The sequence below is a fragment of the Nocardia fusca NBRC 14340 genome (assembly GCF_001618425.1).
GTDB classification, from domain to species: Bacteria; Actinomycetota; Actinomycetes; order Mycobacteriales; family Mycobacteriaceae; genus Nocardia; species Nocardia fusca.
In genome coordinates this window covers 66,455-90,031 of record NZ_BDCU01000054.1, presented here as the reverse complement: position 1 = coordinate 90,031, position 23,577 = coordinate 66,455, and the positions used below count along the sequence as shown (strand labels likewise).

26 protein-coding genes are annotated in these 23,577 nt (G+C 69.6%); 17 read left to right on the top strand and 9 right to left on the bottom strand.

Annotated elements, in window-relative coordinates:
• The first annotated feature begins 11 nt into the window (after window positions 1–11).
• Both NF4_RS31755 and NF4_RS31750 read left to right on the top strand, forming a co-directional pair.
• The gene (locus tag NF4_RS31755; RefSeq protein WP_232330741.1) at window positions 12–884 is read left to right on the top strand and encodes an SDR family oxidoreductase; all 873 of its coding nucleotides are present in this window, start codon (window positions 12–14) and stop codon (window positions 882–884) included.
• Window positions 885–1,130: 246 nt separating this feature from the next.
• Entirely contained in the window at window positions 1,131–1,751 is a 621-nt protein-coding gene (locus tag NF4_RS31750) for a TetR/AcrR family transcriptional regulator (protein ID WP_063131075.1), read from the top strand.
• Here NF4_RS31750 and casG read toward each other — a convergent pair.
• Window positions 1,741–3,405, bottom strand: a complete 1,665-nt coding sequence (casG, locus tag NF4_RS31745) for a steroid-24-oyl-CoA synthetase (protein ID WP_063131106.1) — start codon at window positions 3,403–3,405, stop codon at window positions 1,741–1,743. The two genes, NF4_RS31750 and casG, sit on opposite strands and share 11 nt — an antisense overlap.
• Before the next feature lie 314 nt (window positions 3,406–3,719).
• On the opposite strand from casG, the gene NF4_RS31740 reads away from it, so the two are divergent.
• On the top strand, window positions 3,720–4,562 hold the full coding sequence (locus NF4_RS31740) for an IclR family transcriptional regulator (protein ID WP_084533713.1): 843 nt from the start codon (window positions 3,720–3,722) through the stop codon (window positions 4,560–4,562).
• A 132-nt stretch (window positions 4,563–4,694) separates the two neighbouring features.
• Complete coding sequence (locus NF4_RS31735) at window positions 4,695–5,873, top strand: acyl-CoA dehydrogenase family protein (RefSeq protein WP_063131074.1); 1,179 nt, start codon at window positions 4,695–4,697, stop codon at window positions 5,871–5,873.
• 201 nt (window positions 5,874–6,074) lie between these two features.
• On the opposite strand, the gene NF4_RS31730 is transcribed toward NF4_RS31735, so the two are convergent.
• Window positions 6,075–6,710 (bottom strand): GntR family transcriptional regulator, encoded by a 636-nt coding sequence (locus NF4_RS31730; RefSeq protein WP_063131073.1) that lies wholly within the window; start codon window positions 6,708–6,710, stop codon window positions 6,075–6,077.
• A gap of 175 nt (window positions 6,711–6,885) precedes the next feature.
• On the opposite strand from NF4_RS31730, the gene NF4_RS38275 reads away from it, so the two are divergent.
• Genes NF4_RS38275 through NF4_RS31705 form a run of 5 tightly spaced genes read left to right on the top strand, consistent with a single transcriptional unit; the run spans window position 6,886 to window position 11,404 of the window.
• The gene (locus tag NF4_RS38275) at window positions 6,886–7,722 is read left to right on the top strand and encodes an ABC transporter permease (protein WP_157120712.1); all 837 of its coding nucleotides are present in this window, start codon (window positions 6,886–6,888) and stop codon (window positions 7,720–7,722) included.
• Complete coding sequence (locus NF4_RS31720) at window positions 7,719–8,474, top strand: ABC transporter ATP-binding protein (protein ID WP_157120711.1); 756 nt, start codon at window positions 7,719–7,721, stop codon at window positions 8,472–8,474. The genes NF4_RS38275 and NF4_RS31720 overlap by 4 nt, the downstream gene beginning before the upstream one ends.
• Window positions 8,471–9,544: an NrtA/SsuA/CpmA family ABC transporter substrate-binding protein gene (locus NF4_RS31715; RefSeq protein WP_063131072.1), complete on the top strand. Its 1,074-nt coding sequence runs from the start codon at window positions 8,471–8,473 to the stop codon at window positions 9,542–9,544. The genes NF4_RS31720 and NF4_RS31715 overlap by 4 nt, the downstream gene beginning before the upstream one ends.
• A 25-nt stretch (window positions 9,545–9,569) precedes the next feature.
• Complete coding sequence (locus NF4_RS31710; protein WP_063131071.1) at window positions 9,570–10,919, top strand: LLM class flavin-dependent oxidoreductase; 1,350 nt, start codon at window positions 9,570–9,572, stop codon at window positions 10,917–10,919.
• On the top strand, window positions 10,916–11,404 hold the full coding sequence (locus tag NF4_RS31705) for an OsmC family protein (protein WP_232330740.1): 489 nt from the start codon (window positions 10,916–10,918) through the stop codon (window positions 11,402–11,404). Before NF4_RS31710 ends, NF4_RS31705 begins: the two co-directional genes overlap by 4 nt.
• A gap of 199 nt (window positions 11,405–11,603) precedes the next feature.
• Here the strand turns inward: NF4_RS31705 and NF4_RS31700 are convergent, their stop codons facing one another.
• Entirely contained in the window at window positions 11,604–11,909 is a 306-nt protein-coding gene (locus tag NF4_RS31700; RefSeq protein ID WP_232330739.1) for a nitroreductase/quinone reductase family protein, read from the bottom strand.
• Window positions 11,910–12,132: 223 nt separating this feature from the next.
• Here NF4_RS31700 and NF4_RS31695 point away from each other — a divergent pair, with 223 nt between their 5' ends.
• Window positions 12,133–12,702 carry a hypothetical protein gene (locus NF4_RS31695; protein ID WP_157120710.1) on the top strand — a complete coding sequence of 190 codons (570 nt, stop codon included), beginning with the start codon at window positions 12,133–12,135 and terminating at the stop codon, window positions 12,700–12,702.
• A gap of 328 nt (window positions 12,703–13,030) precedes the next feature.
• Here the strand turns inward: NF4_RS31695 and NF4_RS31690 are convergent, their stop codons facing one another.
• Window positions 13,031–13,852 (bottom strand): RNA polymerase sigma factor SigF, encoded by an 822-nt coding sequence (locus NF4_RS31690; RefSeq protein ID WP_063131069.1) that lies wholly within the window; start codon window positions 13,850–13,852, stop codon window positions 13,031–13,033.
• 469 nt (window positions 13,853–14,321) lie between these two features.
• Here NF4_RS31690 and NF4_RS31685 point away from each other — a divergent pair, with 469 nt between their 5' ends.
• On the top strand, window positions 14,322–15,269 hold the full coding sequence (locus tag NF4_RS31685; RefSeq protein ID WP_063131068.1) for a helix-turn-helix transcriptional regulator: 948 nt from the start codon (window positions 14,322–14,324) through the stop codon (window positions 15,267–15,269).
• 102 nt (window positions 15,270–15,371) lie between these two features.
• Window positions 15,372–15,779 (top strand): four-helix bundle copper-binding protein, encoded by a 408-nt coding sequence (locus NF4_RS31680; protein WP_063131103.1) that lies wholly within the window; start codon window positions 15,372–15,374, stop codon window positions 15,777–15,779.
• Between the two features lie 47 nt (window positions 15,780–15,826).
• On the opposite strand, the gene NF4_RS31675 is transcribed toward NF4_RS31680, so the two are convergent.
• Window positions 15,827–17,200 carry a cytochrome P450 gene (locus NF4_RS31675; RefSeq protein WP_063131067.1) on the bottom strand — a complete coding sequence of 458 codons (1,374 nt, stop codon included), beginning with the start codon at window positions 17,198–17,200 and terminating at the stop codon, window positions 15,827–15,829.
• A gap of 154 nt (window positions 17,201–17,354) precedes the next feature.
• Between NF4_RS31675 and NF4_RS31670 the strand changes: the two genes are divergently transcribed.
• Together NF4_RS31670 and NF4_RS31665 are read left to right on the top strand one after the other, a co-directional pair.
• Window positions 17,355–18,041: an ADP-ribosylglycohydrolase family protein gene (locus NF4_RS31670; protein WP_063131066.1), complete on the top strand. Its 687-nt coding sequence runs from the start codon at window positions 17,355–17,357 to the stop codon at window positions 18,039–18,041.
• Between the two features lie 185 nt (window positions 18,042–18,226).
• A complete protein-coding gene (locus NF4_RS31665; RefSeq protein WP_063131102.1) occupies window positions 18,227–18,580 on the top strand; it encodes a UBP-type zinc finger domain-containing protein in 354 nt (117 codons plus the stop codon).
• An 81-nt stretch (window positions 18,581–18,661) separates the two neighbouring features.
• Here the strand turns inward: NF4_RS31665 and NF4_RS31660 are convergent, their stop codons facing one another.
• A complete protein-coding gene (locus tag NF4_RS31660) occupies window positions 18,662–19,630 on the bottom strand; it encodes an ADP-ribosylglycohydrolase family protein (protein WP_063131065.1) in 969 nt (322 codons plus the stop codon).
• 67 nt (window positions 19,631–19,697) lie between these two features.
• On the opposite strand from NF4_RS31660, the gene NF4_RS31655 reads away from it, so the two are divergent.
• Both NF4_RS31655 and NF4_RS31650 read left to right on the top strand, forming a co-directional pair.
• Complete coding sequence (locus NF4_RS31655; RefSeq protein ID WP_063131064.1) at window positions 19,698–20,075, top strand: WDGH domain-containing protein; 378 nt, start codon at window positions 19,698–19,700, stop codon at window positions 20,073–20,075.
• Window positions 20,076–20,364: 289 nt separating this feature from the next.
• The gene (locus NF4_RS31650; protein ID WP_063131101.1) at window positions 20,365–20,691 is read left to right on the top strand and encodes a histone-like nucleoid-structuring protein Lsr2; all 327 of its coding nucleotides are present in this window, start codon (window positions 20,365–20,367) and stop codon (window positions 20,689–20,691) included.
• Between the two features lie 45 nt (window positions 20,692–20,736).
• Here NF4_RS31650 and NF4_RS31645 read toward each other — a convergent pair whose 3' ends face one another.
• Window positions 20,737–21,393: a hypothetical protein gene (locus NF4_RS31645; RefSeq protein WP_063131063.1), complete on the bottom strand. Its 657-nt coding sequence runs from the start codon at window positions 21,391–21,393 to the stop codon at window positions 20,737–20,739.
• Between the two features lie 18 nt (window positions 21,394–21,411).
• On the opposite strand from NF4_RS31645, the gene NF4_RS31640 reads away from it, so the two are divergent.
• Complete coding sequence (locus NF4_RS31640; protein ID WP_063131062.1) at window positions 21,412–21,645, top strand: hypothetical protein; 234 nt, start codon at window positions 21,412–21,414, stop codon at window positions 21,643–21,645.
• 21 nt (window positions 21,646–21,666) lie between these two features.
• Here the strand turns inward: NF4_RS31640 and NF4_RS31635 are convergent, their stop codons facing one another.
• On the bottom strand, window positions 21,667–22,335 hold the full coding sequence (locus NF4_RS31635) for a hypothetical protein (protein WP_063131061.1): 669 nt from the start codon (window positions 22,333–22,335) through the stop codon (window positions 21,667–21,669).
• 111 nt (window positions 22,336–22,446) lie between these two features.
• Window positions 22,447–23,217: a VOC family protein gene (locus tag NF4_RS38900; RefSeq protein ID WP_198165544.1), complete on the bottom strand. Its 771-nt coding sequence runs from the start codon at window positions 23,215–23,217 to the stop codon at window positions 22,447–22,449.
• Window positions 23,218–23,577 lie beyond the last annotated feature (360 nt).

The window sequence follows — 23,577 nt, the reverse complement described above, 5'->3', positions numbered from 1 at the left end:
CGAGGTGACCCGTGCCGGAAATCACTTGCGCCGACGGCCGGTGGACAGTGCAATGGCCGGTGATGCACGCCGAGGGAGATCTCACCGGACGAGTGGCCGTGGTGACCGGAGTGGGACGCCGCGCCGGGATCGGCTACGCGATCGCCCGGCGGCTGGCCGATCGGGGCGCCGCGCTCTACCTGACCCATTGGCGGCCCCACGACGAGGAACAACCCTGGGGCGCCGACGATATCGATGCGATCCGCCGCGGATTGTCCGCCGCGCCACGGGTGGTGGACCACAGTATCGATTTCGCCGACCCCGCCGCACCGGCGGAGGTCGTGGACGCCGCGGTCGCCGAATTCGGGCAGGTGGACATCCTGATCGCCAATCACGCCCGAAGCGGCGGCGACGGGACCCTGTTCGATATCGACGCCGCGATGCTGGACGCGCACTGGGCCGTGGACGCCCGCTCGGTGCTGCTGCTCACCCGGGCGTTCGCGCGGCAGTTCCGTCCCGATCGGGGCGAGGTCGCCGATCGCGGCCGGGTGATCTGGATGACCTCCGGTCAGCATCTGGCGCCGATGCGCGGCGAAATCGCCTACGGCTCGGCGAAATCGGTGCTGGCGGGCATGACGGCGACGGTCGCCGACGAACTGATCGACCGCGGCATCGTGCTCAACACCGTCAACCCCGGCCCGGTCGATACGGGCTTCCTCGCCCCGAATACCACGGACCTGCCCCCGGAATTCGTCGAACAGGTCCACTGCGCCTTTCCGCGCGGCCGGGCCGGCCGGCCAGACGACCCGGCCCGGCTGATCGAATGGCTGGTCTCCGACGCGGGCCGCTGGGTGGTCGGGCAGGTGCTCGACTCCGAGGGCGGTTTCCGGCGGTCACGCTTCTGATCGGGCATCCCCGCGGCCGGCCCGGCAGACCGGTCACACCCCATTTCGCGGCCACATAGGAGGCCGTGGCCGGGCTCGCGGCCGGCGCTCTCACTGGCCGGGACCGCGGCCACCGGGCGGTGGTGCCGGGTCGGTAGCGTCGACTCCGCGGCGGACGGTCTCACCCGAGGAAGAAGTCCGCTGCCGGTCTCGGGCGGCCGGTGCCGGCGGGACGGATACCGGGAGGTGGGACGAGGAAGGGGAGTTATGCCGAGGATCGCCGAGACACGCGATGCCGCGGCACCGAGTTCCACCGAGCAGCGTGCCCGTGTGGGCCGGATCCTCGACGCCGCCGCGACGCTGGCCACCGACAAGGAACTCGACCGAGTCCAGATGCACGAGGTGGCCAAACTCGCGGGTGTCGCGGTCGCCACCCTGTACCGGTACTTCCCGTCCAAAACCCATTTGTTCGTGGCGGTCATGCTCGACCAGATCGACCGGATGCGCGCGAAGTACGCCCGGGGGTCCCACCCGGAGCGCAGCGCCCGGGACGCGGTCCACGACAGATTGCTGCAGGTGGTTCGCGTACTGCTGGGCCGGCCACTGCTGGCCACCGCGATGATCCAGTCCAACAGCGCGGCCCGGGCGTCCGCGGTGCCGGATACGGCCGGGGTGGACCGCAATTTCCGGCAACTGCTGTACGACGCCGCCGGGATCGAGCAGGTCACCGAACGGGATGCCCGGCTGCTGCGGGTACTGATCCATTCGGTCTTCGGCATCATCCAGTCGTGTCTCAACGGCCGGATCACCATCGCCGACGCCGAAGCGGACCTGCGGACGGCGTGCGATCTGCTGCTCGCGGAGTGGCCGGAGTCGTTCAGGCGGTGAGACCGCGCCGGATCACCTTCCCGGTGGCGTTGCGCGGCAGCGGCTCGGTGGTGATCCGCCAGCGGCCGGGCACTTTGTAATACGACAGCCGCGCGGCGGCGTACTCGTGCATTCGCGCCTCGTCGACGCTCGCCCCCGGGCGTACCACGACGATCGCCGCCACCTCCTGCCCCAGATCCTCGTGCGGAACACCCACGACGGCGCACTCCGCGACGGCGGGATGTTCGTCCAGGCACTGCTCGATCTCGGTGGGGTACACGTTCTCGCCGCCGCGCAGGATCAGGTCCGAGCGGCGGCCGGTCAACCGCAGCCGGCCGTCCTCCAGGACGCCGAAATCGCCGGTGCGCAACCAGCGGTCCGGGGTGATCGCAGCGGCGGTGGCCGCCTCGTCCGCCCAGTAGCCGAGCATGACGAAGGGGCTGCGCACGCACACCTCGCCCTCGGTGCCGTCGGGGACACGCTCCCCGAACGGGTCACGGATCTCGACCGATACCGTGAGAATAGGCCGGCCGAGCGTACCGGGGTACTGCTCGAGCTCGGCGGTCGTGGCGACCGCGATGGCGGTACTGCATTCGGTGAGCCCGTAGCTGTCGACCAGGGCGTCGCGGGCGAACGGGAACCGCTGCCGCAGCCGGTCTTTGAGCGCGATCGACGACGGGGCCGAGGCGAGCGCGAATGCCGTCAGCGACGAAAGATCGTAGTTGTCTATATCGTCGTGCTCGAGCAGGCGTGTGGCCATGGTCGGCACCGCACCCCAGTTCGTGACTCGTTCCCGTTCGATCAGTCCCAGCACCGTATCCGCGGCGAACGCGCCCTGGTACATCACCACGGTGCTCCCGGTCGCCAGTCGTGGCACCACCAGGTTGTGCAGGCCGGCGATATGGAACAGCGGTGAGGTCAGCAGATAGCGCAGCTGACTCGGCTCGGTGTCGGAGTAGGCGTGTCCGGTGAACGCCGCCGCCATGGCGTCGGAGAAGCGGTGGTAGTCGACGACCGCGAGCAGGTTGCGCTGGGAATGCAGCGCGCCTTTGGGCCGGCCGCTGGTGCCGCTGGTGTAGAGGATGACCGATGGATCGTCCTCGTCGACCTCGGCCCGGGGCAATTCGGCGCCGGAGTGGGCCGCGACGAGCCGCGGAACGTCGGCCTCGACGGTGAGCACGGCGATTTCCGCGGTATCGATATCGGCCAGGAGAGCGGCACGTTTGGCATCGACGATCAGCACCCGCGGGCGGCTGTGCCGGAGTCCGTACTCGATCTCGCGGGGCATCCACCAGCTGTTCAGCCCGACAGCGACGGCACCCAGGCACTGTGCGGCCCAGAACGCCGTCACCCATTCGGGACAGTTGGCGGCCAGCAGCGCGACTCGGTCGCCCCGGCCCACCCCGTACTCGTCGCGCAATGCGGTGGCCAGCGCGGCGACGGCATCGGCGTGCTGGTCATAGGAGATACGCCGGTCGGCGGTCACCAGGTAGTCGCGGTCCTTCCAGGCCCGGGACGCGGCCACCAGGTCGCCGACCGCGCGCCCGCGATGCCGCAGCACGGGCATGGTGGCGCCGAGCACCTCTTCCGCGGTGATCTCGAACCGGCCACCCGGTCCGGTCAGCCGCGTGATGACTTCATTGAGGCGCTGCTGTGCGTCTGCCGGTGTCGTCATGGTGGCGACCCTCTCGTTCACGGTGCGTAGCGGCTGACAACCTCTCACGGCGCGCCGGGAAGACCTGCGGACGTTGCCACTGAGCGAGACCACGGTCCGGGGGTCGGGCGCGCTGGTCCCGCGGGGGCGGGCAGGTCCACGGGGGAGAGGTACGCGCGGCGGTCGCCGGACCGGTCCGGACCGGGTCACGAGCTGTGCTTGCGGGTAACTCGTCGTTTCCGCTCCGCGGGAGCTGCCGGGTGTTACTGTGATTCGAGAATCAATTTCAGTTTTTGCCTATGAAAGGCTTCTGAGCAGCGCTTTTGGAGAAGTCGATGACCATCATTGATTCGGGGAACGGTATCGCCGAGCAGACCGGCAAACCGGACCTGCCGCTGTCCATGGTCGAGCGGATGACCCGGATCCTGGATGCGTTCGACAATCGGAGCTCGCGGCTGTCCCTCGAGGAGGTCGCGCGGCGTGCGCGGCTGCCGCGCTCCACCGTCTACCGCATCCTGCACCAGCTCACCGAGTCCTGCTGGGTCGAGCACACCTCCCTGGGGTACGCGCTGGGCCGCCGCGCCCGCGGACTCGGCGGTGACGGGCACGACCGGATCCGGGCAGCGGCGGCCCCGCTGCTGCACGAACTGCATCTGCGGACCGGACTGGTGGTGCACCTGACGGTGCTCGACGGCGGCGACACCGTCTATCTCGACAAGGTCGGTGGGCGGTTCGCCGCCCGATTGCCCTCCCGGGTGGGGGGATCCGCCCCCGCCTACTGCACGGCCGGTGGGAAAGCGATTCTGGCGGGTTTGGAACCGGAGTCGGTCGATCGCCTCTATCGCCCGGCGCTGCCCCGCCGCACCGGCAATACGATCGCCGAGCGCGCGATGCTGCACCGCGAGCTCAGTCGTATCCGGCTGCGCGGCGGGCTCGCCTTCGACGACAGCGAATCGGCGCCCGGGGTGGCCTGTGTCGGCGCCGCGGTGCGCGGTGACGCCGGTCCGGTCGCCGCGGTCTCACTGTGCGGTGACGCGCGCACCGCGCGAATCGACCGGGTCGCGCCGCTGGTGGTGAACCTGTCCCGCGAGATCTCGCGCACCCTCTTCCCCGGCCCGGGCGACCGGACGGATCCGCACACAGGCGTTCGACCGCTGGAGGCGCTGGGATCGCACTGAGCCGCCGGACTCCGGTGATCGTCTCGCTCATCGGAAGGCTCTGTGACAGAACAGCGACACGGCCGGCAGCCTCGGCAGCGGGAAGACGTGGGTGTACGCGTCTGCGCGGGACATCGAACAGGAAGTTGGGCCATGGGGCAGGTAACGGACCGGATCGAGCAGTACGCGGAAGAAATCCGCGCCGCGGGAACCGAAGGCGACCGGCTCATGCGCCTCGCCGACACCTCGGCGCGCCGACTCCGTGAATCCGGTGCGATACGGATGCTACAGCCGAAAACATACGGCGGACTCGAATGCCATCCCCGGGAATTCGCGGAGACCACCATGACCATCGCCGCGATGGACGGGGCGGCGGGCTGGGTCACCGGTATCGTCGGTGTGCACCCGTGGGAGCTAGCCTTCGCCGATCCCCGGGTGCAGGAGGAGATCTGGGGCACCGATCCGGACACCTGGGTCGCGTCACCGTACGCGCCGATGGGCGTGGCGACCCCCGTCGACGGCGGCTACCTGCTCAACGGACGCTGGTCGTTCTCCTCCGGGACCGACCACTGTCAGTGGGCGTTCCTGGGTGCGCTGGTCGGCGATGCTGCCGGGAAGCCGGTACTGCCGCCCGATTCGCTGCACGTGATCCTGCCCCGGTCCGATTACGAGATCGTCGCGGACTCCTGGGATGTGATCGGGTTGCGCGGCACGGGGTCCAAGGATCTGCTCGTGCAGAACGCGTTCGTTCCCGCCTACCGCACACTCTCGGCCGCGGAGGTGATGGACGGTACCGCCGTGCGCCGGGCGGGCCGGACCGAAACCCTGTACCAGATGCCCTTCTCCTGCATGTTCCCGCTGGGTATCACCTCCGCGGTGATCGGCATCGCCGAGGGAGCACTGGCCTGCCATATCGCCGCCCAGCGCGAGCGGGTCGCGGTGACCGGTATCCCGATCAAGGAGGACCCGTACGTGCTGTTCGCGATCGGGGAGGCGGCCGCCGAAATCGCCGCCTCCCGGGCGGCGCTGCTCGAGAACGTCGACCGGTTCTGGGACAGTACGGAAAAGGGCCGGGAGATCGGCTTCGAAGAACGCGCGATCGGCCGGCGCACCCAGACCGCGGCGGCATGGCGCGCGGTCCGCGCGGTGGACGAGATCTTCGCCAGGTCCGGTGGCGGGGCGCTGCACTACCGATTCCCCATGCAACGGTTCTTCCGGGACGCGCATGCCGGCCTGGCGCACGCGATCCATGTGCCCGGCTCCATCTTCCACGCCTCGGCACTGACACAGTTGGGTGGAGAACCGCAGGGCATGCACCGCTCGATGATCTGAACCGGGGGAGGGGCTCCCGCCGGGCGGCGCGAGGCGGCGCGCCGATCCGGTCGTTTGTGTTCGGAGTGCGAACGATTCGCTGCCGGGTCCGCCGTTGTGTCGGTGGGGCGGGCCCGGGTGGCCATCGTGGGATGGGCCGAGAGGACGCGCCCACGATTGGAACGGGGGGTCGGCGCGTTCGGCGATCCCGGCGTGGTCCGGTCAGCGCCGGTGGGTCATCTCGGCGAGGCGCAGGTCGCGGGTGCGGGATTGGTGGGTCTCCATGGTTTTCGCCGCGCGTTCGGGGTCGCGGTCGCGGATCGCCTCGAAGATCTGGATGTGTTCGTCCTCGATGAGATCCAGGTTGTCCCTGGTGCGCGAGCCCGCGCCGTCGTAGACCCGCAGGCGGGCATCGAGGAGGGCCATCAGTTCCAGCGTGGTCGTGTTGTGGGCGGCATGACGTAGTGCGACATGCCATTCCGCGTGTCGGTCGAGCCGTTCCTGGCCGCTGAGTCCCCGGGTGGAGTCCAGCAGGTGCTGGAGTTTGGCGAGATCGAACTCGGTGCGGCGGGCAGCCGCGCTGCGGGCGACGGTGGCTTCCAGGGCGATTCGTGCTTCGCAGATATCGAGGATCTCCTCCGGTGTGCGGACCCGGACGACGAAACCGCGTGTCTCCTTCGTCATCAGTCCCTCGACCTCCAGCCGCATCAGTGCTTCCCGCACCGGGGTGCGGGAGACGCCGAGGTCCGCTCCGACATTCGCCGGGACCAGCAGGGTGCCGGGCGGGTAGGTCCCGCCGACGATGCGGGAGCGCAACCGGCGGTACGGCGAATCCGATGAATCACGGGATTCGGGCATGGGGTTCTCCTCGGAGCGGGGACGCGATCGTTCACCGATATCACAGTGGCGGCGCGAAGAACAGACTTCTGAACGCAGCTGTATACAACTGGCGACAGTTGCATGCGGCGGCTCTACCGTGCCTGGAGAAGCACGACAGGAGAGTCATGTATCCGCAAGTGAACGAAGACCGCCGATGACCGGATCGGTGGCCGCGGCGGCTCCGGCCGCACCGCGGCGACAGGCGCTGACCAGCAGGTTCGGCTGGAATCCGCGCGCGCTGCTGCCCTGGGTGGTGCCGGTGCTCATCGTCGCGGCCTGGCAGTGGACCTCGCGCGCCGGGATCATCTCGCCGGCGGTCCTGCCCGCACCGTCCGTGGTGCTCGATACCGCCGGCGCGCTGTGGCGCAGCGGCGAACTACCGGACCACATCCTGGTCAGCCTGCGCCGGGTGGCGATCGGTTTCGGTATCGGCGCCGCCATCGGTCTCGCGTTCGGCTTCGCGGTCGGACTGTCCCGGCTGGCGGAGGGTGTGTTCGACCGGAGTCTGCAGATGGTGCGGGCGCTGCCGCATCTGGCGCTGGTGCCGCTGCTCATCGCGGCGTTCGGTATCGGCGAGACACCGCGTGTGGTGCTGGTCACCCTCGGGGTGATCTTCCCGGTCTACCTCAACACCGTGAGCGGAATCCGCACCGTCGACGAGAAACTCATCCAGTTGGGCAGCTCCTACGGACTCACCCGCTGGGGACTCATCCGTCACGTCGTGGTGCCGGGCGCGATGCCCATGATCCTGACCGGGATCCGGTACGCGCTGGGCGTCGCGTGGCTCACGCTCGTGGTCGCCGAGACCATCGCGACCCGCGAGGGCATCGGATATCTGGCGCAGAACGGCCGGGAGATGCTGCGCACCGACCGTATCGTGCTGGCGATCGTGCTCTATGCCTTCGCCGGTCTGCTCGCCGATCAGATCACCCGGCTCGTCGAGCGCCGGGCCCTGCGCTGGAATCCGACGATGCGGAAGGTGCGATCGTGAGCGAGCGGACGAAGCAGCGAGTGGGCCTGACGCTGCGCGGGGCAGGTATCCGGTACCGAGACAACTGGGTTCTGCGTGACCTGGACCTCACGGTCGAACCGGGCCAGTTCGTCGCTGTGGTCGGTCCGAGCGGTGTCGGCAAATCGAGTCTGCTGCGCCTGCTCGCGCAACTCGAGGCGCCCACCGAGGGGACGGTGACACCGGTCGGCGCGTCCTCCTATTCGGCCCGGATGATGTTCCAGGAGGACCGCCTGCTGCCGTGGAAATCGGTGCTCGGCAATGTCACGCTGGCGACCCGGCGCCGGGAGGACGCGGCACGCCGGCTGCTCGACCGGGTCGGCCTCGCGGGCCGGGAGAAGGACTGGCCCGCAGAGCTTTCCGGCGGTCAGCGGCAGCGGGTCGCGCTGGCACGGGCGCTGCTGCATCATCCCGATATCCTGCTGCTGGACGAGCCGTTCGGCGCCCTGGACGCCATCACCAGGGTGAATATGCACGGACTCGTCGAATCGCTGCTGGCACAGGATCCGCGGACCGTCGTACTGGTCACCCACGATGTCGAAGAAGCGCTGATGCTGGCCGATCGGGTGCTGCTGCTGACCGCGGAAGGGATCACCACCGACCTCACCGTCGAGCAGCCCAGGCCACGCCGCCGCGGCGACGCACAGCTCGCCGATCTCGAGCAGCGTCTCCTCGACGATCTCCTCGCCGCCGACCGTTCGGTGCGGCAATCCCGGAAAGGCACCACAGTATGAGCACGTCACCGTTATCGCTGAACAGGCGTGGGTTCCTGAAGGTCACCGGTCTCGGTGCGCTCGGCGTCGCCGGCGCCGCGGCCCTGTCGGCCTGCGGACCGGGTTCCTCGGCGCCCGCGGCGCTGACCGAGATCCGGTACGCCCTGATCGGCGACGGTAAGGCCGAACCGGGCACGATCCTGTCGCACCGGCTCGGCGGTTTCGACGTGAGCGCCGAGGTAGGGTTGCCGGTTTCGTTCCCGACCGGGTTCCCCGCGTCGCTCCCGGTCATGGAAGCGATCAAGGCCGGCAGTATCGAGTTCTCCTTCGCCACCGCGACCGCGGTCATCTACGCCATCGGCGGCGGTGTGCCGGTGGTGCCGCTGGTCGCCTATCCGCTGCCGGCGAACGAGGTCGACATCCTGGTCCACAAGGGTTCCGTCATCAAGTCCGCGGCCGATCTCGCCGGCCGCAGGGTAGCCGATCACCAGGGCACCACCGGGACCTACAGTCTCGTCAAGTATCTGGAGTCCGCCGGGCTGACGATCGACGATATCGAGTACGTCAACCTCACCGCCGCCGACGCGGAAGCCGCGTTCGCGCAGCGGCATGTCGACGCCTGGATCAACTGGCAGCCCACCATCGAACTCGCCCGGCGCAAACACGATGCCGATGTACTGCCCGGAGTACGCACCTACGACTACGCGTTCTTCGTCGCCTCCGAACGGTTCGCCTTCGACCATCCGCGCGAAGTCGCCACCCTGGTCCGCAATGTCCGGGATGCGCAGCGCTGGATCGAAGCGAACCCGGAGACCGCGGTCGCCGAATTCGCGGCGCTGGGCGGATTCGGCGACTCCACCTTGGAAAAGGAGGTCTACTACGACCTGGTCCAGCAGCGGCGCCTCTCGTACTCGGGCGCGGGAGATTTCGGTGTGATCGGACAGGATGCCGTCGACGGCACCCAGGATCTGGCCGACAACTTTCACCAGCTCGGTGTGTATCCGGAGGCGGTGGATGTGCGCGGCTGGTTCGCCGACGACCGGTTCGCGCCGGTCGCCGACGCCGTGCGCGCCGAGCTGTCCACGTCGTGATCGAGAGAGATCGGGAGACCATTCGATGAGCAAGAAAATGCGCCTTGCCGCGTTTGTCACCGCGGGCCCGGGCCGCCCAGGTGGCTGGCGTTATCCGGGATCGGTGCCCGGCTGGCTGGACGCCTCCTACTATCACAACATCGCGCGGACGCTGGAGGACGGCCGGTTCGACCTGGCGTTCTTCCCCGATATCCTCTCGGTCCCCGACCGTTTCGGCGGCAGTACCGATTCGCAGTTGCGGTACGGCGCGCTGGGCTCGCTGCGGGTGGATCCGCTACCGGTGATGGCATCGATGGCCGCAGTGACCCGGCATCTCGGTATCGCGGCGACAGTGTCGACCAGCTACGCGCAGCCGTTCAGCGTCGCACGAACCTTCGCCAGCCTCGATCACCTCACCGCGGGCCGCTCCGCGTGGAATATCGTGACCTCGTTCCAGGAATCCGAAGCACGGAACTTCAACCTCGACGCGCAGTTCGACCGCTCGACCCGCTACGAACGCGCCGACGAGTTCCTGCAGGTGGCGGCGAAACTATGGGACAGCTGGGAAGACGACGCGCTGGTCCTGGACGAGCAGGCGCCGCTGTTCGCCGATCCGGACCGGGTGCACCGGATCGATCACCGGGGGCAGTACTTCACCGTGCAGGGCCCGCTCAATGTGCCGCGGCCGCCGCAGGGTTACCCGGTGCTGATCCAGGCCGGCGCCTCGTCGAAGGGTAAGGATTTCGCCGCGCACTGGTCCGATGTGATCTTCTGCAGCCACGCCTCCAAGGAGTCCGCGCAGTCCTTCTACACCGAGATCAAAGAGCGGGCGGCGACCTTCGGCCGCGACCCCGACCGGATCAAGATCCTGCCGTCGATCACCCCGATCGTCGCGCCGACCGCGGCGCGGGCCAAGGAACTGGCCGCGGAGATCTTCGAACTGGTCCCGCCGCTGGGTGGCCTGTCCACGCTCGCCTATCACCTCGACGTCGACCTCTCCACCTTCCCGCTGGACGAACGCCTGCCCGAGGTGGAGGTTCCGGGTGTGGAGGGGCATTACCACGAGGTCCGGGAGATCACCGAGCGCGACGGTCTCACACTGCGCCAGCTGGGCAAACAGTACGGCGGCCGGACCGAGGGCGATTTCATCGGAACGGCCGCCGAGGTCGCCGACGGACTCCAGGAGTGGTTCACCGACGGAGCCGCCGACGGTTTCACCCTCCAGGTCCCGTATCAGCCGGGCGGATTCGAGACCTTCACCCGGCAGGTGGTGCCGGAACTGCAGAAACGCGGACTCTTCCGCACCGAGTACGAGGGCGCCACCTTGCGCGAGAACCTCGGGCTCGACCGTCCGGCCCGGGGCGAATGGACCACCCGCGCGGGTGGCGCGGCGTGACCGGCTCGGAAACCGGTGGGACGCGCGGTGAGGTGGTGGTGGCGGCCGAGGTCGCGACGCCGGGCCGGTTCATCGTCTCGGCACGGACCAACCACCTGGTCAGCGATTCACGGCTGGTGGGTGGTGAGGCGATCCACGCCGGCGAACTGCTGCTCGCCGCGCTGGCGTCCTGTGCTCTCGCCAATATCGAGAACCATGCCGCGGCAGCGGGTTTGCCCGCGGTGCGGGTGACGGCGACGGCGTCGCACACCCGTGACGAGGACGACCCCACCTACTATCGCCGCACCGTACTCGAGATCGGTATCGACGGGGTCGGCGACACGGACGGATGGGCGCTGGTGGACAACTTCGTCGCCACCTGTCCTATCTACAACACGGTGCGCCGCGGGAGCGGAATCGAGGTCACCCTCAACGGTCGTAGCCGGCCGGAGACCGCCGGCTCGGCGAGCCGCGGCGGGACGGACGGTGACCGTGCGCGACAGTGAGGGCCGGTACGCCGAATCGGCGGACGGTAGGTACTGCCCGGGGGATGTGCTGCGGCGGCGATGCCGGACCGGCGGAGCCGGAGATCGCCGCACCGACCCCGTCCGGTCCGCGCCGCGCCGGTGCCGGCCCCGCCTGGTACCGGGCGCCGCCGACCCGCACAGCCGCACAACGACGGCGCCCCGGACCCCCGGCACGTCGTCACGGAAAGTGGGCCGGATCCGAATTCGGACGTCGTTTGTCGGTGTGTTCTGATGACGTCGGGTGGCGAAGCCGAGATCCACCAGCGGCTGCTTCGAACTCGGCGAACTTCGGGACGAGCGCTATCTCTTCGGCCCAGATTCGCTCGCGCTCCGCGCCTTCCGCGAGCCGCGCTACGGCCGGCGCTGTTTCCGGGCCCGCCTCGACGGTGACCCGCGGGTTCGCCATGAGATTGCGATACCACGCCGGATGGTGCGGGCTGCCGCCATGGGTGCCGAAGACGGCCCGCTCGGTCGATGTGGGCACTCGCGCCGCCGAGGCACTGCAGGAGGCCGCCGGAGGGATCGGGGCTTTCGGATGCCCTCACCGTGAAATAACGTCGGGCCGAGACAATGTCGGGGAGGGGCGCGGCGATGGACATCCGGTGCCGTGGTGCGGGTGATCGTGATCTGTCGGACGTCTCTCCTGGAAGCCGCCGTACCGCTGCCCGCGGATACGCGCGCTGGTGTGAGACAAGGTGGTAGATCCGATGTTCCGTAAGGCCGTGGCCATTGTGGCCGCCGCGCTCGCCGCGTCGTCCTGTTCGCTGACCGATGCGGCGACGAGTTCTTCGGTGCTGGACGAGATGACCGAGGAGAAGATGTGCGCGCTGGTCACCGGCGAGTCGCTCCGGGGAGCGCTGGGTGCGCCGGTCGGTGACCACGTGGGCAGGGCCGGGCCCGGGCGAACACAGGTGATGTCCTACCGATGCAAGTACTTCCCAGAGGACGATGCCGAGGGGTCTCCGTGGTGGCTCAACACGAGCCTGGGCGTCACGCCGCCGGAGGCAACCGATGGGGAGGCACTGGACGAGGAGTTCACCGAGGGAATCGGCCGGTACACCGGTTCCGAGGACAAGACCGTGGTCCCCTATCGAGAGGTGCCCGGGGTCGGCGCTGCCGCCGGATACGGGGAGGTTCCGCTGTTCGGTCACCAGCTCGCCGTGGTGTTCCCGGTCGGCGAGGAGCGGTTGACGGTCACCGTATCGACACTGAATCAGGTGGGGCCGGAGCAGTTGACACCGGTGGCGGAGGAGCTCATAGCGAACCTGCAACGGTGATCACACCGCCGGAGATCGTGATTTCTACGCGAGCAAACGCTCGCGAGCAGTCCGCCGACCGCGATCGGCGGACCGGGGCAGTCCCGCGCACCCGGTGCCCGCGTGGGGGCGAATAGCTGTCTCGATACCAAGGTTTTGAGACATGCGGTCACGTGCGCATCCAACGAAAGATATCGATGCGGGGGCGGCGATCCGAAGCCGAGTACGCGATGCCCGCGAAGTGAGGACTGTTCGCCGACACCGTTGATCGATGCTCCGGCCGAGTGCCGCGAGGCGAATCGCCCCGCGACGCTCGGCCGGTGTGGTGCGGTACGCGGTCGCCGGGCGGTCAGTCGCGCAGGGCGCGGTCGCGCAGGAGCGCCAGCGTCCGCGACAGGATGCGCGAGATCTGCATCTGGGAGACGTTCAGTTCGGCCGCGATCTGGGCCTGGGTGCGGTTCTCGAAGAACCGCATATGCAGCACCCGCTGGTCGCGGGCCGGCAGCTCCCGCAGCAGGGGCGCGATCGTCAGCGCGTTCTCGGTGATCTCGTAGGACGGATCCTCGTCGCCGAGGGTGTCGGCGTTCTTCGCCGCCGTTCCGCTGTTGTCGTTCTGCTCGACCGAGGCGTCGAGCGAATCGGTGCGATAGGCATTACCGGCCAGCAGGGCCTGGGTGACCTCGTTGAGGTCGAGATTCATCGCCACGGCGATATCGAGCGCGGTCGGGGTGCGGCCGAGTTCCTGACTGAGGCGTTCTATGGTGGGGCCGAGGGCGAGTTGGGTTTCCTTCAACCGCCGCGGGACGCGGACCGCCCAGGTGTGGTCGCGGAAATGGCGGCGGACCTCGCCCATGATGGTGGGTACCGCGAAGGCCAGGAAACTGGCGCCCCGGGTGGCGTCGTAACGGTCCACGGCCAGCACCAGGCCCAGGGAGGCGATCTGGTGCAGATCCTCGTAGGTCTCCCCGCGGCCGGTGAACCGGCGCGCGATGTGATCGGCGAGCGGCAGGCAACGCCGCATGATCTCTTCGCGCAACTCCGGTCGCCCAGGGTTGTCGCTGTCCATCTCCGCGAGCTGCTCCAGGAGCGGCTCGATCCCGTCGTAGCTGTCGGTACCGCGGCTGGCCCGCCGCGCGGTGGTGGGGGAGCCGTATGCGGCCACAGTCGTCATCGAAAACCTACCTTTCGGTTGCCTCCGCCTCGATCCGCGCCGTCGGAGGGCGACACGATCCCTGGCTACCGCAGGAGGGCGTGCGCAATCAAGATCGGCCCACCTTCTTCGTTTTGTGAATCTCCGAGGTCGGTGGGCTTCGTTTTCCGGACAGTGGAGCCGGTCGGCCGGTCGCTCCGCTGATGCGGGCGGCTCCGGTCGCGGATACTGGACCTCTCCGGGCGTCCCGTCCGGAGGCGACAGCACTACCGGCAATGCGTCAGCCGTACGGCTCGGTGCATGGCGGTCATGAGCGTGGTGTGCGGGCTTCTCGAGGGCGTCGCCTGCCGGGGATCGGCGGGCCGTCGGGGCCACCGCGTTCGTCAACCGGTTTGATCCGGGCGAGTACACATGGTGTCGTAGAAGAGAACGACCACCGTTTCACCTGCGCGACGAACGATGGTGCGTTCGACCCGACGAGAGGCTGCTCATGCAGAGTCTGGCGTTCGACAGCGAGGACCTCGGTGCGACCGAGGCATTCCTCAACGACGCCTACACCCGGATGCAGATCGGCAACGACGGCCAGCGGGGGGTGCGCACCCGCATCCGCCGCGACATGCTCGGCCCGGTCAGTCTCGACCGGCTGGACCTGGGTTTCGATATGGCCTACGACGCCGACCCGCTGAACAAGGTCTGCCTGGTGACAGTGCATTCCGGGACGATCGAGGAGGATTACCACGGTGGGGGACGCGACACCTTCACCTCCGGCGACTCCGGCCTGCTCACCCCGCACGATCTGCCGTATTCCGGGGTGGTCCGCTCCGCGCGCTACGACATCACCATGTTCGGCCCGGAGCTGCTGGACCGCCTCGCGACCGCCGGCGACCCAGCGGACACCCTCCGGCTCAGTGGCCACCGACCGGTGAGCCAGGCGGCGAACCGGCAGCTGACGGCGGTGATCACCCACCTGCAACGGGTCGCCAACGATCCCGCCACCGCGGACAGTCCACTGCTCGCCGCGGCCGGTGCCGACTACCTCGCCGCGACCGTGCTCGCCACCATGCCGACCACGGCGGTGACCGACGCCGCGGCCGCCGACCGCCGCGACGCCCACCCGGAGACGGTGCGCCGCGCGGTGTCCTATCTCGAATCGCATCTGCACGAGGATGTGACGATCACGCAGGTGGCGGCCGCGGTGTTCGTGACACCGCGCGCCTTGCAACTGGCGTTCCGGCGCCATCTCGGCACGACACCGCTGCGGTACCTGCGCAGGCTCCGGCTGGCCGGCGCGCACGACGACCTGCGCGCCGCCGGGGCCGGGGACGGGCGGACCGTCGCGACCATCGCCCACCGGTGGGGTTTCGCCCACCCGGGCCGCTTCGCGATCGCCTACCGCCGGCATTACGGACGCTCGCCGTCGGAGGTTCTGCACACCTGAGTCCGGCGTCGCGATATGCGGCGCCTCGCCGGCGGAGGTGTGCGGGCCCGGTCGCTGGGTAGCACGCCCGGGAAGTTCGCCGACCGGACCGAGGAGCGCGCCATGACCCATGCGGCCGAAATGCTGGACCTGTACCCCCACGACCTGGACGGAATCGACCGCACCGCCCTGACCCGGTGTATCGAGGAATGTTTCTCGTGCGCGCAGGTGTGCACCGCATGCGCGGATTCCTGCCTCAGCGAAGCCACGGTGGCCGACCTGGTCGCCTGTATTCGCACCGACCTGGACTGTGCCGAGATCTGCGATACCACCGGTCGCGTGCTCACCCGGCACACCGGCGGTCGCACCGCACCGACTCGGCCACTGCTCGAGGCCTGCGTCGCCGCCTGCGCGGCGTGCCGGGAGGAATGCCTGCGGCACGCCGGCATGCACGAGCACTGTGAGGTGTGTGCCGAGGCCTGCCGGCGCTGCGAACAGGCCTGCCGGAACCTGCTCGCGACGCTCGGCTGACCGGGGGCGGCCCCCCGGGACGAGGCGGCGGGCCGCGGTGGCCGTGCTCATCGCGGGGCGGCGTCCGCGATTCTCGGGGCTTCGGCGCCGGGCACGACCGTGAACTCCAAGCCGTAGTTGTTCAGGGTGGCGGGCAGTGGTGCGGCAGGGCCGAGCGGGAGATGCGAGCGCAGGCGCAACTCCGGCCCGGACACCATATGCGCGAGCAGTGCGCTGGTGACGAACAGGACCAGATTCCGTCCCGGGCATTCGGCGGGGCCGGCGCTGAACGGCACCAGCTGCGGATACTGCTGCGCGCGCCCGTCCAGCCAGATCTCGGGGACGAACCGGTCGGCGAAGGGTAGCGTGTCACGATCGCGATGGAAGGCCGGAGCCACAATCACCAGTGCCGCCCCGGGCTCCAGCGCGAACTCCGCCGAGCCGGACCGCCACCGGGTCCACTCGGTGGTATCGCGCAGGATGACCGGAGTGGTGGGCCACAACCGGATCGATTCGAGCACGCAGGCGCGGAGATAGGGCCGCAACCCGGCCGTGCCGGGATCCTCGGCTTCCGCACGGGCCCGCGCCCGCTGGTCCGGATGGTCGGCCAGCAGGGCCAGCGTCCGGGAGAGCGCTATCCCGGCAGCGTCGAAGGCGAACAACCACTGCGGCATCTGGCCCACCGGGTCGATCGCTCCGGCAGCGGGTACCGCGGCCAGCGCGCCCGCCAGGCTGCCCGGTTCCGCAGACTCCACGTAGTCGTACAACCGGGTGAGGAACCGGTCGCGGCGCTTGCGGTGCGGGGGTGCCAGAAACGACCAGTTCGCGGCCGACCGCAGCCGCCACAACTCGTCGGTGATCGCGTCGTCGTGCCGGGCCCGCTCGCCGAGCGTGATCCGCCGCACCAGCCGCCACCACGCGGCCGTGAACGTCCCGGCGTCCAGCACCCCGCGCCCCTGGGCGCGGGCGAGCAGATCCTGTGCCTCGTCGGCGACCTTCGCCGCGAACGGCGTCGCGAGCCGGTGCAGCGATGCGCCGGTGTCGAGTGCCGCCTCGTTCACCGCGCGCCGCCGTTCGCGGACCTGTCCCCGGGAGACCAGCACGCCGTGTGGCTGGAACTGTCCCAGTGCGGCCCGTTTCTCCCGATTCGCCGGGTCGAACGGCGCGGGCGCTTCGTCGAGGACGCGGCCGACATCTTCGGGGTCGAGGACCACGACGATCCGGCGGCCGGGCACCACCAGTTCGACCGGTCCGCGGCCGAACTCCGCGCGCAGAGCGCGGATCCGCTCGATCGCGCGTTCGTCGGCACGGAGACGTTCCAGCAGTCCGAGCATCGGCCTGCGGCGCGCGATCACCCCCGCGGTGATCGCCGGGAAACCCAGATCCACCAGGGTGGTGGCCGCCCGGATTCCGGTGAGCCGGTGTCCGTGCACATCCGCCATGCCGCTCTCCTCCCGTTGCCGTGGCCGGCGACTGCCGGCGTCGGGCGCGTACCCGGGTGCGGGCCGGCGAAACGGAGCACGGCCGTGCCGGTGGCGGGGTACGTTCGGTCCCTATCGGTGTGACCGGCGGGACGGCCGGGCGGGGAGGGGACCGGTGCTGGTCGAAACCGCGGTCGGTGACGCCTACGGGGCAGGGTTCGAATACGCGGAGCCGCAATTCGTGGCCGAACACAACACTCTGCGCGGGTACGTGCAGCATCCGAGGCACGCCGGTATCCGACCCGGCGCCTACACCGATGACACGCAGATGAGTCTCGCCGTCGCCGAACTCCTCGTGGCCGGCGAGCCGTGGACGCCCGCGAACCTGGCGGACCGCTTCGTCACGGTCTTCCACCGTGATCGGCGGGAAGGTTATGCGGGCCGTTTCTACGATTTCCTCCTCTCGGTCTCCGACGGCGAGGAGTTCCTGCGCCGGATCCGGCCGGACAGCGACAAGAGCGGTGCGGCCATGCGCGCCGCGCCGATCGGGCTGTTGCCCACCGTGGACGATGTGCTCCACCATGCCGCGATCCAGGCCGCCGTCACCCACGACACCCCTGCCGGTATCGCGTCCGCGCAGGCGGTCTACTACTGCCACCACGACCTCGGGCCGCCCTCCGCCATAGGCGCCTGGCTGGACGGATATGTTCCGGGTGGGTGGGCGCGTCCCTGGCGCGGTGAGGTCGGGTCGAAGGGCCGGATGAGCGTTGCCGCGGCCGCTACTGGAAACCCTGGAGAACGGTCGCTACGGCCGCGACTACCTCGCCGGACTCGACGCCCGGCTGCTCGGCTGCTCGGCTGAGGACGGGATGGGGAGGTCCACCGACCTCGGATGATCGGTCCGCGTGCGCGGCGATCGGCCCTGCGGACGGGTAGGGTTCCGGTCGTGGCCGGGCGGCGTCCGAGTTCCCGCTACCGGCCCCGCGCTGCTCCCGGTGGGCGTGCGGCGCGACAACCGTCCCCCATCGGCATTTGCGGAGGTACATGATGTCTCAGGCCATCGAGGGCATCGACCCGGCCGTGCCGCCCAGCGGCCCGGGCTGTGTCGAATGCGAAAAGGCGCAGGGTTGGTGGGTGCATCTGCGGCGGTGTGCCCAGTGCGGTCATATCGGCTGCTGTGATTCCTCTCCCGCCCGGCACGCCACCGCGCACTTCACCGCGACCGGGCACCCGTTCGTGCAGAGTTACGAACCGGGCGAGGACTGGTTCTGGGACTACCGGTCCGGGGAAATGTACGGGGCCGGCCCGGAACTCGCGCCGCCGCGGGATCATCCGAGCTCGCAGACCGTCCCCGGTCCGCGAGATCGGGTACCGGCGGACTGGCAGGACCACATCCACTGAGCTCGCCGGTCGGCCTCGCCTGCGATAACGCGCTGCCAAATTCGATCGGCGCCGGTCGATGAACGTGTGCTCGCCGGTCCGTCACGAGCCGCCGGGCAACCAGCGGCGCATGCGGGCGAGCCCCTTCGGCCGGGGTGGCCGGCGTTCCGGGTCGAACCAGCGGGGCAGCGGTTCCCGCGCGGTGAGCCACTGCCGCGGCACCGCGCCGGCCCGGCCGGCCCCGGTGCCGGTGTGGGCGGCGACTATGCCGCCGGTGATGGCGCCGGTGGTGTCGATATCGCCGTCCGCCGCGATACAGGTGGTGATCGCGGCCGGGTAGTCGTCGAGGGCGGTCGCCGCCACCCATATCGTGAACGGCACCGTGTTCTGCGCGGTGACCAGTGAGCCGTTGCCGAGTTCGTGCGCGGCCTCGGGCGCGGAGGCGCCCAGCATGGACCGGGCCCGGCGGATCAGCCGGGTCGTCTCGCTGTCGGCCAGCCGGTCGAGAACGGCGGTGACGAACTCCGCCGGGGCGGGCCGGACACCGGCCCGCCGTGTGTGGGCGGCGAGGCCGGCGGCGAGCGCCACCGCGACCGCGCCGGCGATCCCCTCCGGGTGGGTATGCGTGACCTCGGCCGACCGGGCGGCCTCGGTGACGATCCGTTGCGGATCGCCCGCGAAGCAGGCACCCAGCGGGGCGACCCGCATGGCCGCCCCGTTACCGCGAGATCCCTGGTTCTCGAACAACTCCCCGGCCGCGTCCCGCCAGTGTGTACCGGCGCCGATCCGGCGCAGCACCCCGACCGTGTTGAACCCGTAGTCGCGGTGCGGCCGGAAGCGGCGCGCGAATGCGGAGGCGAGCCGATCCTGGTCGATCGCACCGTTGCGCAGGAGTTCGGCGACCACGCTGCAGGCCATTTCGGTATCGTCGGTCCACGCCCAGGGCCGCTCGGTGGGCAGCTCACCTGCCCGGAGATCGTCGAGGGACCGGCGCATGACGGGGAACTGCTGCCCCAGCGCATCTCCCACGGACAGTCCGTCCAGCGAATCGAGCATCGAGTCGATGTGCATCGCGTCGAATGGTAGCCGGATCGGGTACTCGTCCGATCACCACCACAGTGAGCGACCTGGAGGCGGCGTGCACGGCGAGGCGGACGAGAACACCAGCGACGGCGTCCATACGTTCGCCGAGCTGTATCACTATCGAATGTTGTACAACGCGCTCGTATTCAACGAATGGGCGCGCGGCGGCCGATACGACGTGCACAAGAGCATCCGGCACAGCGACGGTGAACTGTGTTTCGGCGGTGGCTGGTTCGTCGTGTACGCGATATTGCCGACCGGGCAGATCGCCAACCACTACCGGATGCGGCACTGGGGACTGTTCCGGATCCCGGAACGGCAGGTGCCCACCATATGGGACGGGCACAGCGCGCGCGAGGCCGCCGAGCGGATGCTCCGATTCCTGCGGGAACCACCACCGTCGCCGGGATGTGGACGGGCGCCGGTGACCTGATCGTTGCCGCGCGCAGCGCCGTCGGCATACCGGAGGGCGCTGTATGCCGAGGTGGTGGCCCCGCAGCCGGCGTCGGGGCACTGCCGGACACGGCAGCGCCGGAAGCCTTTCCGGGGCAGCGGTACCACCCTGCCGGAGTCGCCGCGGCGCTCCGGCGTTGTCGGACGAGAGTCCAAGTGCCTCTTTCTCATTGGTTTCTCAGCGTTTCTGAGGCGGTATCCGAGGGTGGTACCAGTACGGTGTCGCGTGCCGGGTCGGCCGGTGGTGTAGTGAGTGAAGGGATGTGGGTGTGGCGCGCAGGGTAATTGTCACAATGGTCGATGATCTGGACGGCGAATCCGTCGCGGCGGAGACGGTATCGTTCGGAGTCGACGGACTGCTGTACGAAATCGACCTTTCCGAGGAGAACGCGCGGGAATTCCGCGCGGCACTGGACAAGTGGGTGCCGTTCGCCCGCAGAGTCGGCAAACAGCGCCGGGTGAAAGGACAGACACCGGAACGTCCGCAATCGGCGAAGGCGGTGCGGGAGTGGGCTCGGCGCAACGGGCACGAGGTACCCGATCGCGGCCGCATCCCCGGTGTCGTGCTGGAGGCGTATCAGCGCGCCGCCGGCTGACTCCCGGGCGCCACGGTAGACCGTGGCAGTCCCCGGCCGGCGACTTCAGTTCGCCGGCTCGGGCGGGGCGTGGACGGCGATCTCACCGCTGAGCGTACGGCCGCCGCTGAGCCGCAGGCGGTCCCCGCTCCAGAATCGGCCGGGGTCGTACCAGTCGGGGCTGCGGGTCTCCGGGAGCAGCCCCATCGCCTGGTAGGTGGCTGCCACGATCTCCGCGCAGTAGGCGTTCTCCACCTCGCGGGCGGCAGGCGGGCGGGAGCGGCGGCGCGGCAGCCGGACCCGGCCGCGGAACCAGCGCCCGGCCAGGGCCGCGGTGGACGGGAACGGGGTGCCGTCGAGTCTCGCCACCGTGCGCAGCACGCCGTCCTCCATCTCCCGGGTGGCGGGCGGTTCGAGCTGACGCAGCCATGCCTGCTGACCGTAACGGTTCGCCCAGGTCAGCACCGCATCGCGCAGATTGTGCAATTGAGCGCCGCGATGCGCGGTGCCCGACCACATATCGGGCAGCGACCGGCCGAGTTCGGCGTGCCAGATCAGCGCGGGAAGATCGTCGATCACCACCGACATACCCACATGGTTGACCGGACTGTTCGTGGTCATCCGGATCATCCGGTCGGCCGTGGAATGCCCACGGAACAACCAGATATCGCCTGTCCTGGTGATCTCGACAGCCCGGTCGAGACCGAGATCCGCACCCGCCATGGACGTAGCCTATGCGTTATGAGGTGGTGGAAGGTATTGGGTTTGGCGGGAGCGGCCGGTGTGGTGGCCACCGGTGTGGTGGTGGTGCGCGCCGAACGCCGCCGTCGCACCTACACTCCGGACGAGGTCCGCGAGCAGTTACATGCCCGGTTCGCGCAGGCGGTGGCCGCCGAGCAGGCGGTCGAGATCCCGGAACCGGAATCACGCGCCGCCCGGATTCGCGCCCGGGTGCGCCGGCTCTTCCGCCGCTGACTGCCCGGGCGCGGCCACCGCTCAGACGACGGTGGCGGCCCGGGTCTGCGCGTAGGTGATGACCTCCTCCGTGAACTCCGACGCCGTGCGGTGGGCGGAGCAGGTCCGCAGCCGGTGGATCGCCAGGTCGAGCTCCGGTCCGGGTCCGCGATCGGCGAGCAGGACGACGATCGCCTCCTGCGTGCCGATGCGGTCGTCGGGTTGCGCCAGGAGTTCGGTCAGGTAGCGGTCGGGGTCGGCGAGCTGGATCGCCCGGCGCGCGTAGGCGTGGACCCGGCGGGGGAGTTCGGCGCGGATGGTGTCGAGATCGGTCTGTAGTGCGTGCCCGCCCGGTTGCTCCGGATCGACCCGCAGCGACCACGGCCGGGTGAGCTCCTCGGGCAGGCCGTGGTCGTCGATGAGGTCCGGGCCGGTGGCCTCTTCCAGCGGGACCGGGGCCAGTCCCAGCCGTTCGTTGCGCCAGTTGCCGAATTCCCACCATGCCCGCGGGGTGGCGTCGAGATGCAGGCCGAATCGCAGGACCTGCTGACCGTCGGCCCAGGTCCGCGACACCCGGGTGCGGCCGACGGATGCGACGCCCTCCGGCTCGACCCGCACCCAGGGGGCGTCGGCGCCGTGAAAACCATACAGTTGTAGCAACTTTCCTGTTTCGCGCAGCAGACGCCGCAGTGCCGGATCCGGTCTGACCATTCCGGCAGACTATCGATTCACCCCGACACCTCATCGCCCGCGGGTTTGCCCCGGTCGCTGCCCTGGGTCGGCCGGACGGTGCCGCGGTGGCCGGATACCGGTCGTGGCGGGTCAGTCGTAGACGTACTGTCCCAGTCCCAGCAGGTTTCCCTCGCTGTCCCGGAACCAGGTGGCGCGTTCCCCGGATGCTCCGGTCGACGGATAGTGACCACGCACCTCGACGACCTCGCTCTCGAATTGCACCCCGCGTTCGCGCAGTTGCGCGACGGTCAGATCGAGATCGGGCACTGTGAAACCCATCTGGGTGTGGTCGCCCGAGGCGCGGCCGGTCGACGTGAAGACCACGAATTCGGTACCGCCGCACCGGTAACGCAACCCGCCGTCCCGTTCCTCGACGGGCTCGAGTCCGAGGCGCTGCGCGTACCAGCTGCGGGCACGCCCGAGATCCCGCGCCGGCAACCGGACCGCTGCCCGGGCGTGATCCAGCGGACCCGCGGTCGCGCCCGCGCGGCGTTTCTTCTCGGCCCAGTAGGTGGGGGTGGTCTGGATCAGCTGGACGTAGTTGCCGTCGGGATCCTCGACCGTGGCGAACCACAGTCCCGCCTCGCGGTATTCCACGCCGGAAACCCAGGGGACTTCGAACGCCTCGAGCCGCCGGGCGGCGGCGTGGATATCGGGCACGTGATAGTTGATGATCACTCGTCCCGGTTCGGCGGTGCGCGGGGCGAGATCGTCCCGGGTGTCGGTGAGCACACCGACACCACCGAAGTCGAGGAAACCGTCGCTATCGAGCGTGACGCCCAGCACCTGGGCATACCACGCGCGGAGACGGTCGGGGTCGGTGCTGCCGAGGAGAATGCTCTCGATCGAAGTCGCGCTCATACTGCCTTCCGGATCAGGGGTTCTCGGTACGGGCCGCCGTCCGCGGCCGCCGGCCACACGCATCGTCGCGCGGCCGAGCGGTGCCGCGGTGTCGACTCCGGCGGGCGGCTCGCCCGGGCGGCCCACGCGGCGCCGTTCAGCGCCGGACAGTCCCGACGCCGCCGGAGCACCGGCAGGGCCCGGATCCGCGCAGTCACATGGTAGGCGAGCCAGCGTGAACCCCCGGCGGGACTCGTCGAAGCCCGCGACTCGCTGCGGTGTGACCCGTGCCCGGCATCCGGAAACGCCCGCTGCCCGACAAGAGAGCCGAGGATCGTGCCGGAGGCGCGAAAACTGCATGGGCAGGCATCGATGGCAATA

Excerpts from the sequence above, each read along its gene's own strand:
- NF4_RS31750 (WP_063131075.1), top strand. The coding sequence starts at position 1,131 with ATGCCGAGGATCGCCGAGACACGCGATGCCGCGGCACCGAGTTCCACC.
- casG (WP_063131106.1), bottom strand. The coding sequence starts at position 3,405 with ATGACGACACCGGCAGACGCACAGCAGCGCCTCAATGAAGTCATCACG.
- NF4_RS31740 (WP_084533713.1), top strand. The coding sequence starts at position 3,720 with ATGACCATCATTGATTCGGGGAACGGTATCGCCGAGCAGACCGGCAAA.
- NF4_RS31735 (WP_063131074.1), top strand. The coding sequence starts at position 4,695 with ATGGGGCAGGTAACGGACCGGATCGAGCAGTACGCGGAAGAAATCCGC.
- NF4_RS31730 (WP_063131073.1), bottom strand. The coding sequence starts at position 6,710 with ATGCCCGAATCCCGTGATTCATCGGATTCGCCGTACCGCCGGTTGCGC.
- NF4_RS38275 (WP_157120712.1), top strand. The coding sequence starts at position 6,886 with ATGACCGGATCGGTGGCCGCGGCGGCTCCGGCCGCACCGCGGCGACAG.
- NF4_RS31715 (WP_063131072.1), top strand. The coding sequence starts at position 8,471 with ATGAGCACGTCACCGTTATCGCTGAACAGGCGTGGGTTCCTGAAGGTC.
- NF4_RS31710 (WP_063131071.1), top strand. The coding sequence starts at position 9,570 with ATGAGCAAGAAAATGCGCCTTGCCGCGTTTGTCACCGCGGGCCCGGGC.
- NF4_RS31695 (WP_157120710.1), top strand. The coding sequence starts at position 12,133 with ATGTTCCGTAAGGCCGTGGCCATTGTGGCCGCCGCGCTCGCCGCGTCG.
- NF4_RS31690 (WP_063131069.1), bottom strand. The coding sequence starts at position 13,852 with ATGACGACTGTGGCCGCATACGGCTCCCCCACCACCGCGCGGCGGGCC.
- NF4_RS31685 (WP_063131068.1), top strand. The coding sequence starts at position 14,322 with ATGCAGAGTCTGGCGTTCGACAGCGAGGACCTCGGTGCGACCGAGGCA.
- NF4_RS31680 (WP_063131103.1), top strand. The coding sequence starts at position 15,372 with ATGACCCATGCGGCCGAAATGCTGGACCTGTACCCCCACGACCTGGAC.
- NF4_RS31675 (WP_063131067.1), bottom strand. The coding sequence starts at position 17,200 with ATGGCGGATGTGCACGGACACCGGCTCACCGGAATCCGGGCGGCCACC.
- NF4_RS31665 (WP_063131102.1), top strand. The coding sequence starts at position 18,227 with ATGTCTCAGGCCATCGAGGGCATCGACCCGGCCGTGCCGCCCAGCGGC.
- NF4_RS31660 (WP_063131065.1), bottom strand. The coding sequence starts at position 19,630 with ATGCACATCGACTCGATGCTCGATTCGCTGGACGGACTGTCCGTGGGA.
- NF4_RS31645 (WP_063131063.1), bottom strand. The coding sequence starts at position 21,393 with ATGGCGGGTGCGGATCTCGGTCTCGACCGGGCTGTCGAGATCACCAGG.
- NF4_RS31640 (WP_063131062.1), top strand. The coding sequence starts at position 21,412 with ATGAGGTGGTGGAAGGTATTGGGTTTGGCGGGAGCGGCCGGTGTGGTG.
- NF4_RS31635 (WP_063131061.1), bottom strand. The coding sequence starts at position 22,335 with ATGGTCAGACCGGATCCGGCACTGCGGCGTCTGCTGCGCGAAACAGGA.
- NF4_RS38900 (WP_198165544.1), bottom strand. The coding sequence starts at position 23,217 with ATGAGCGCGACTTCGATCGAGAGCATTCTCCTCGGCAGCACCGACCCC.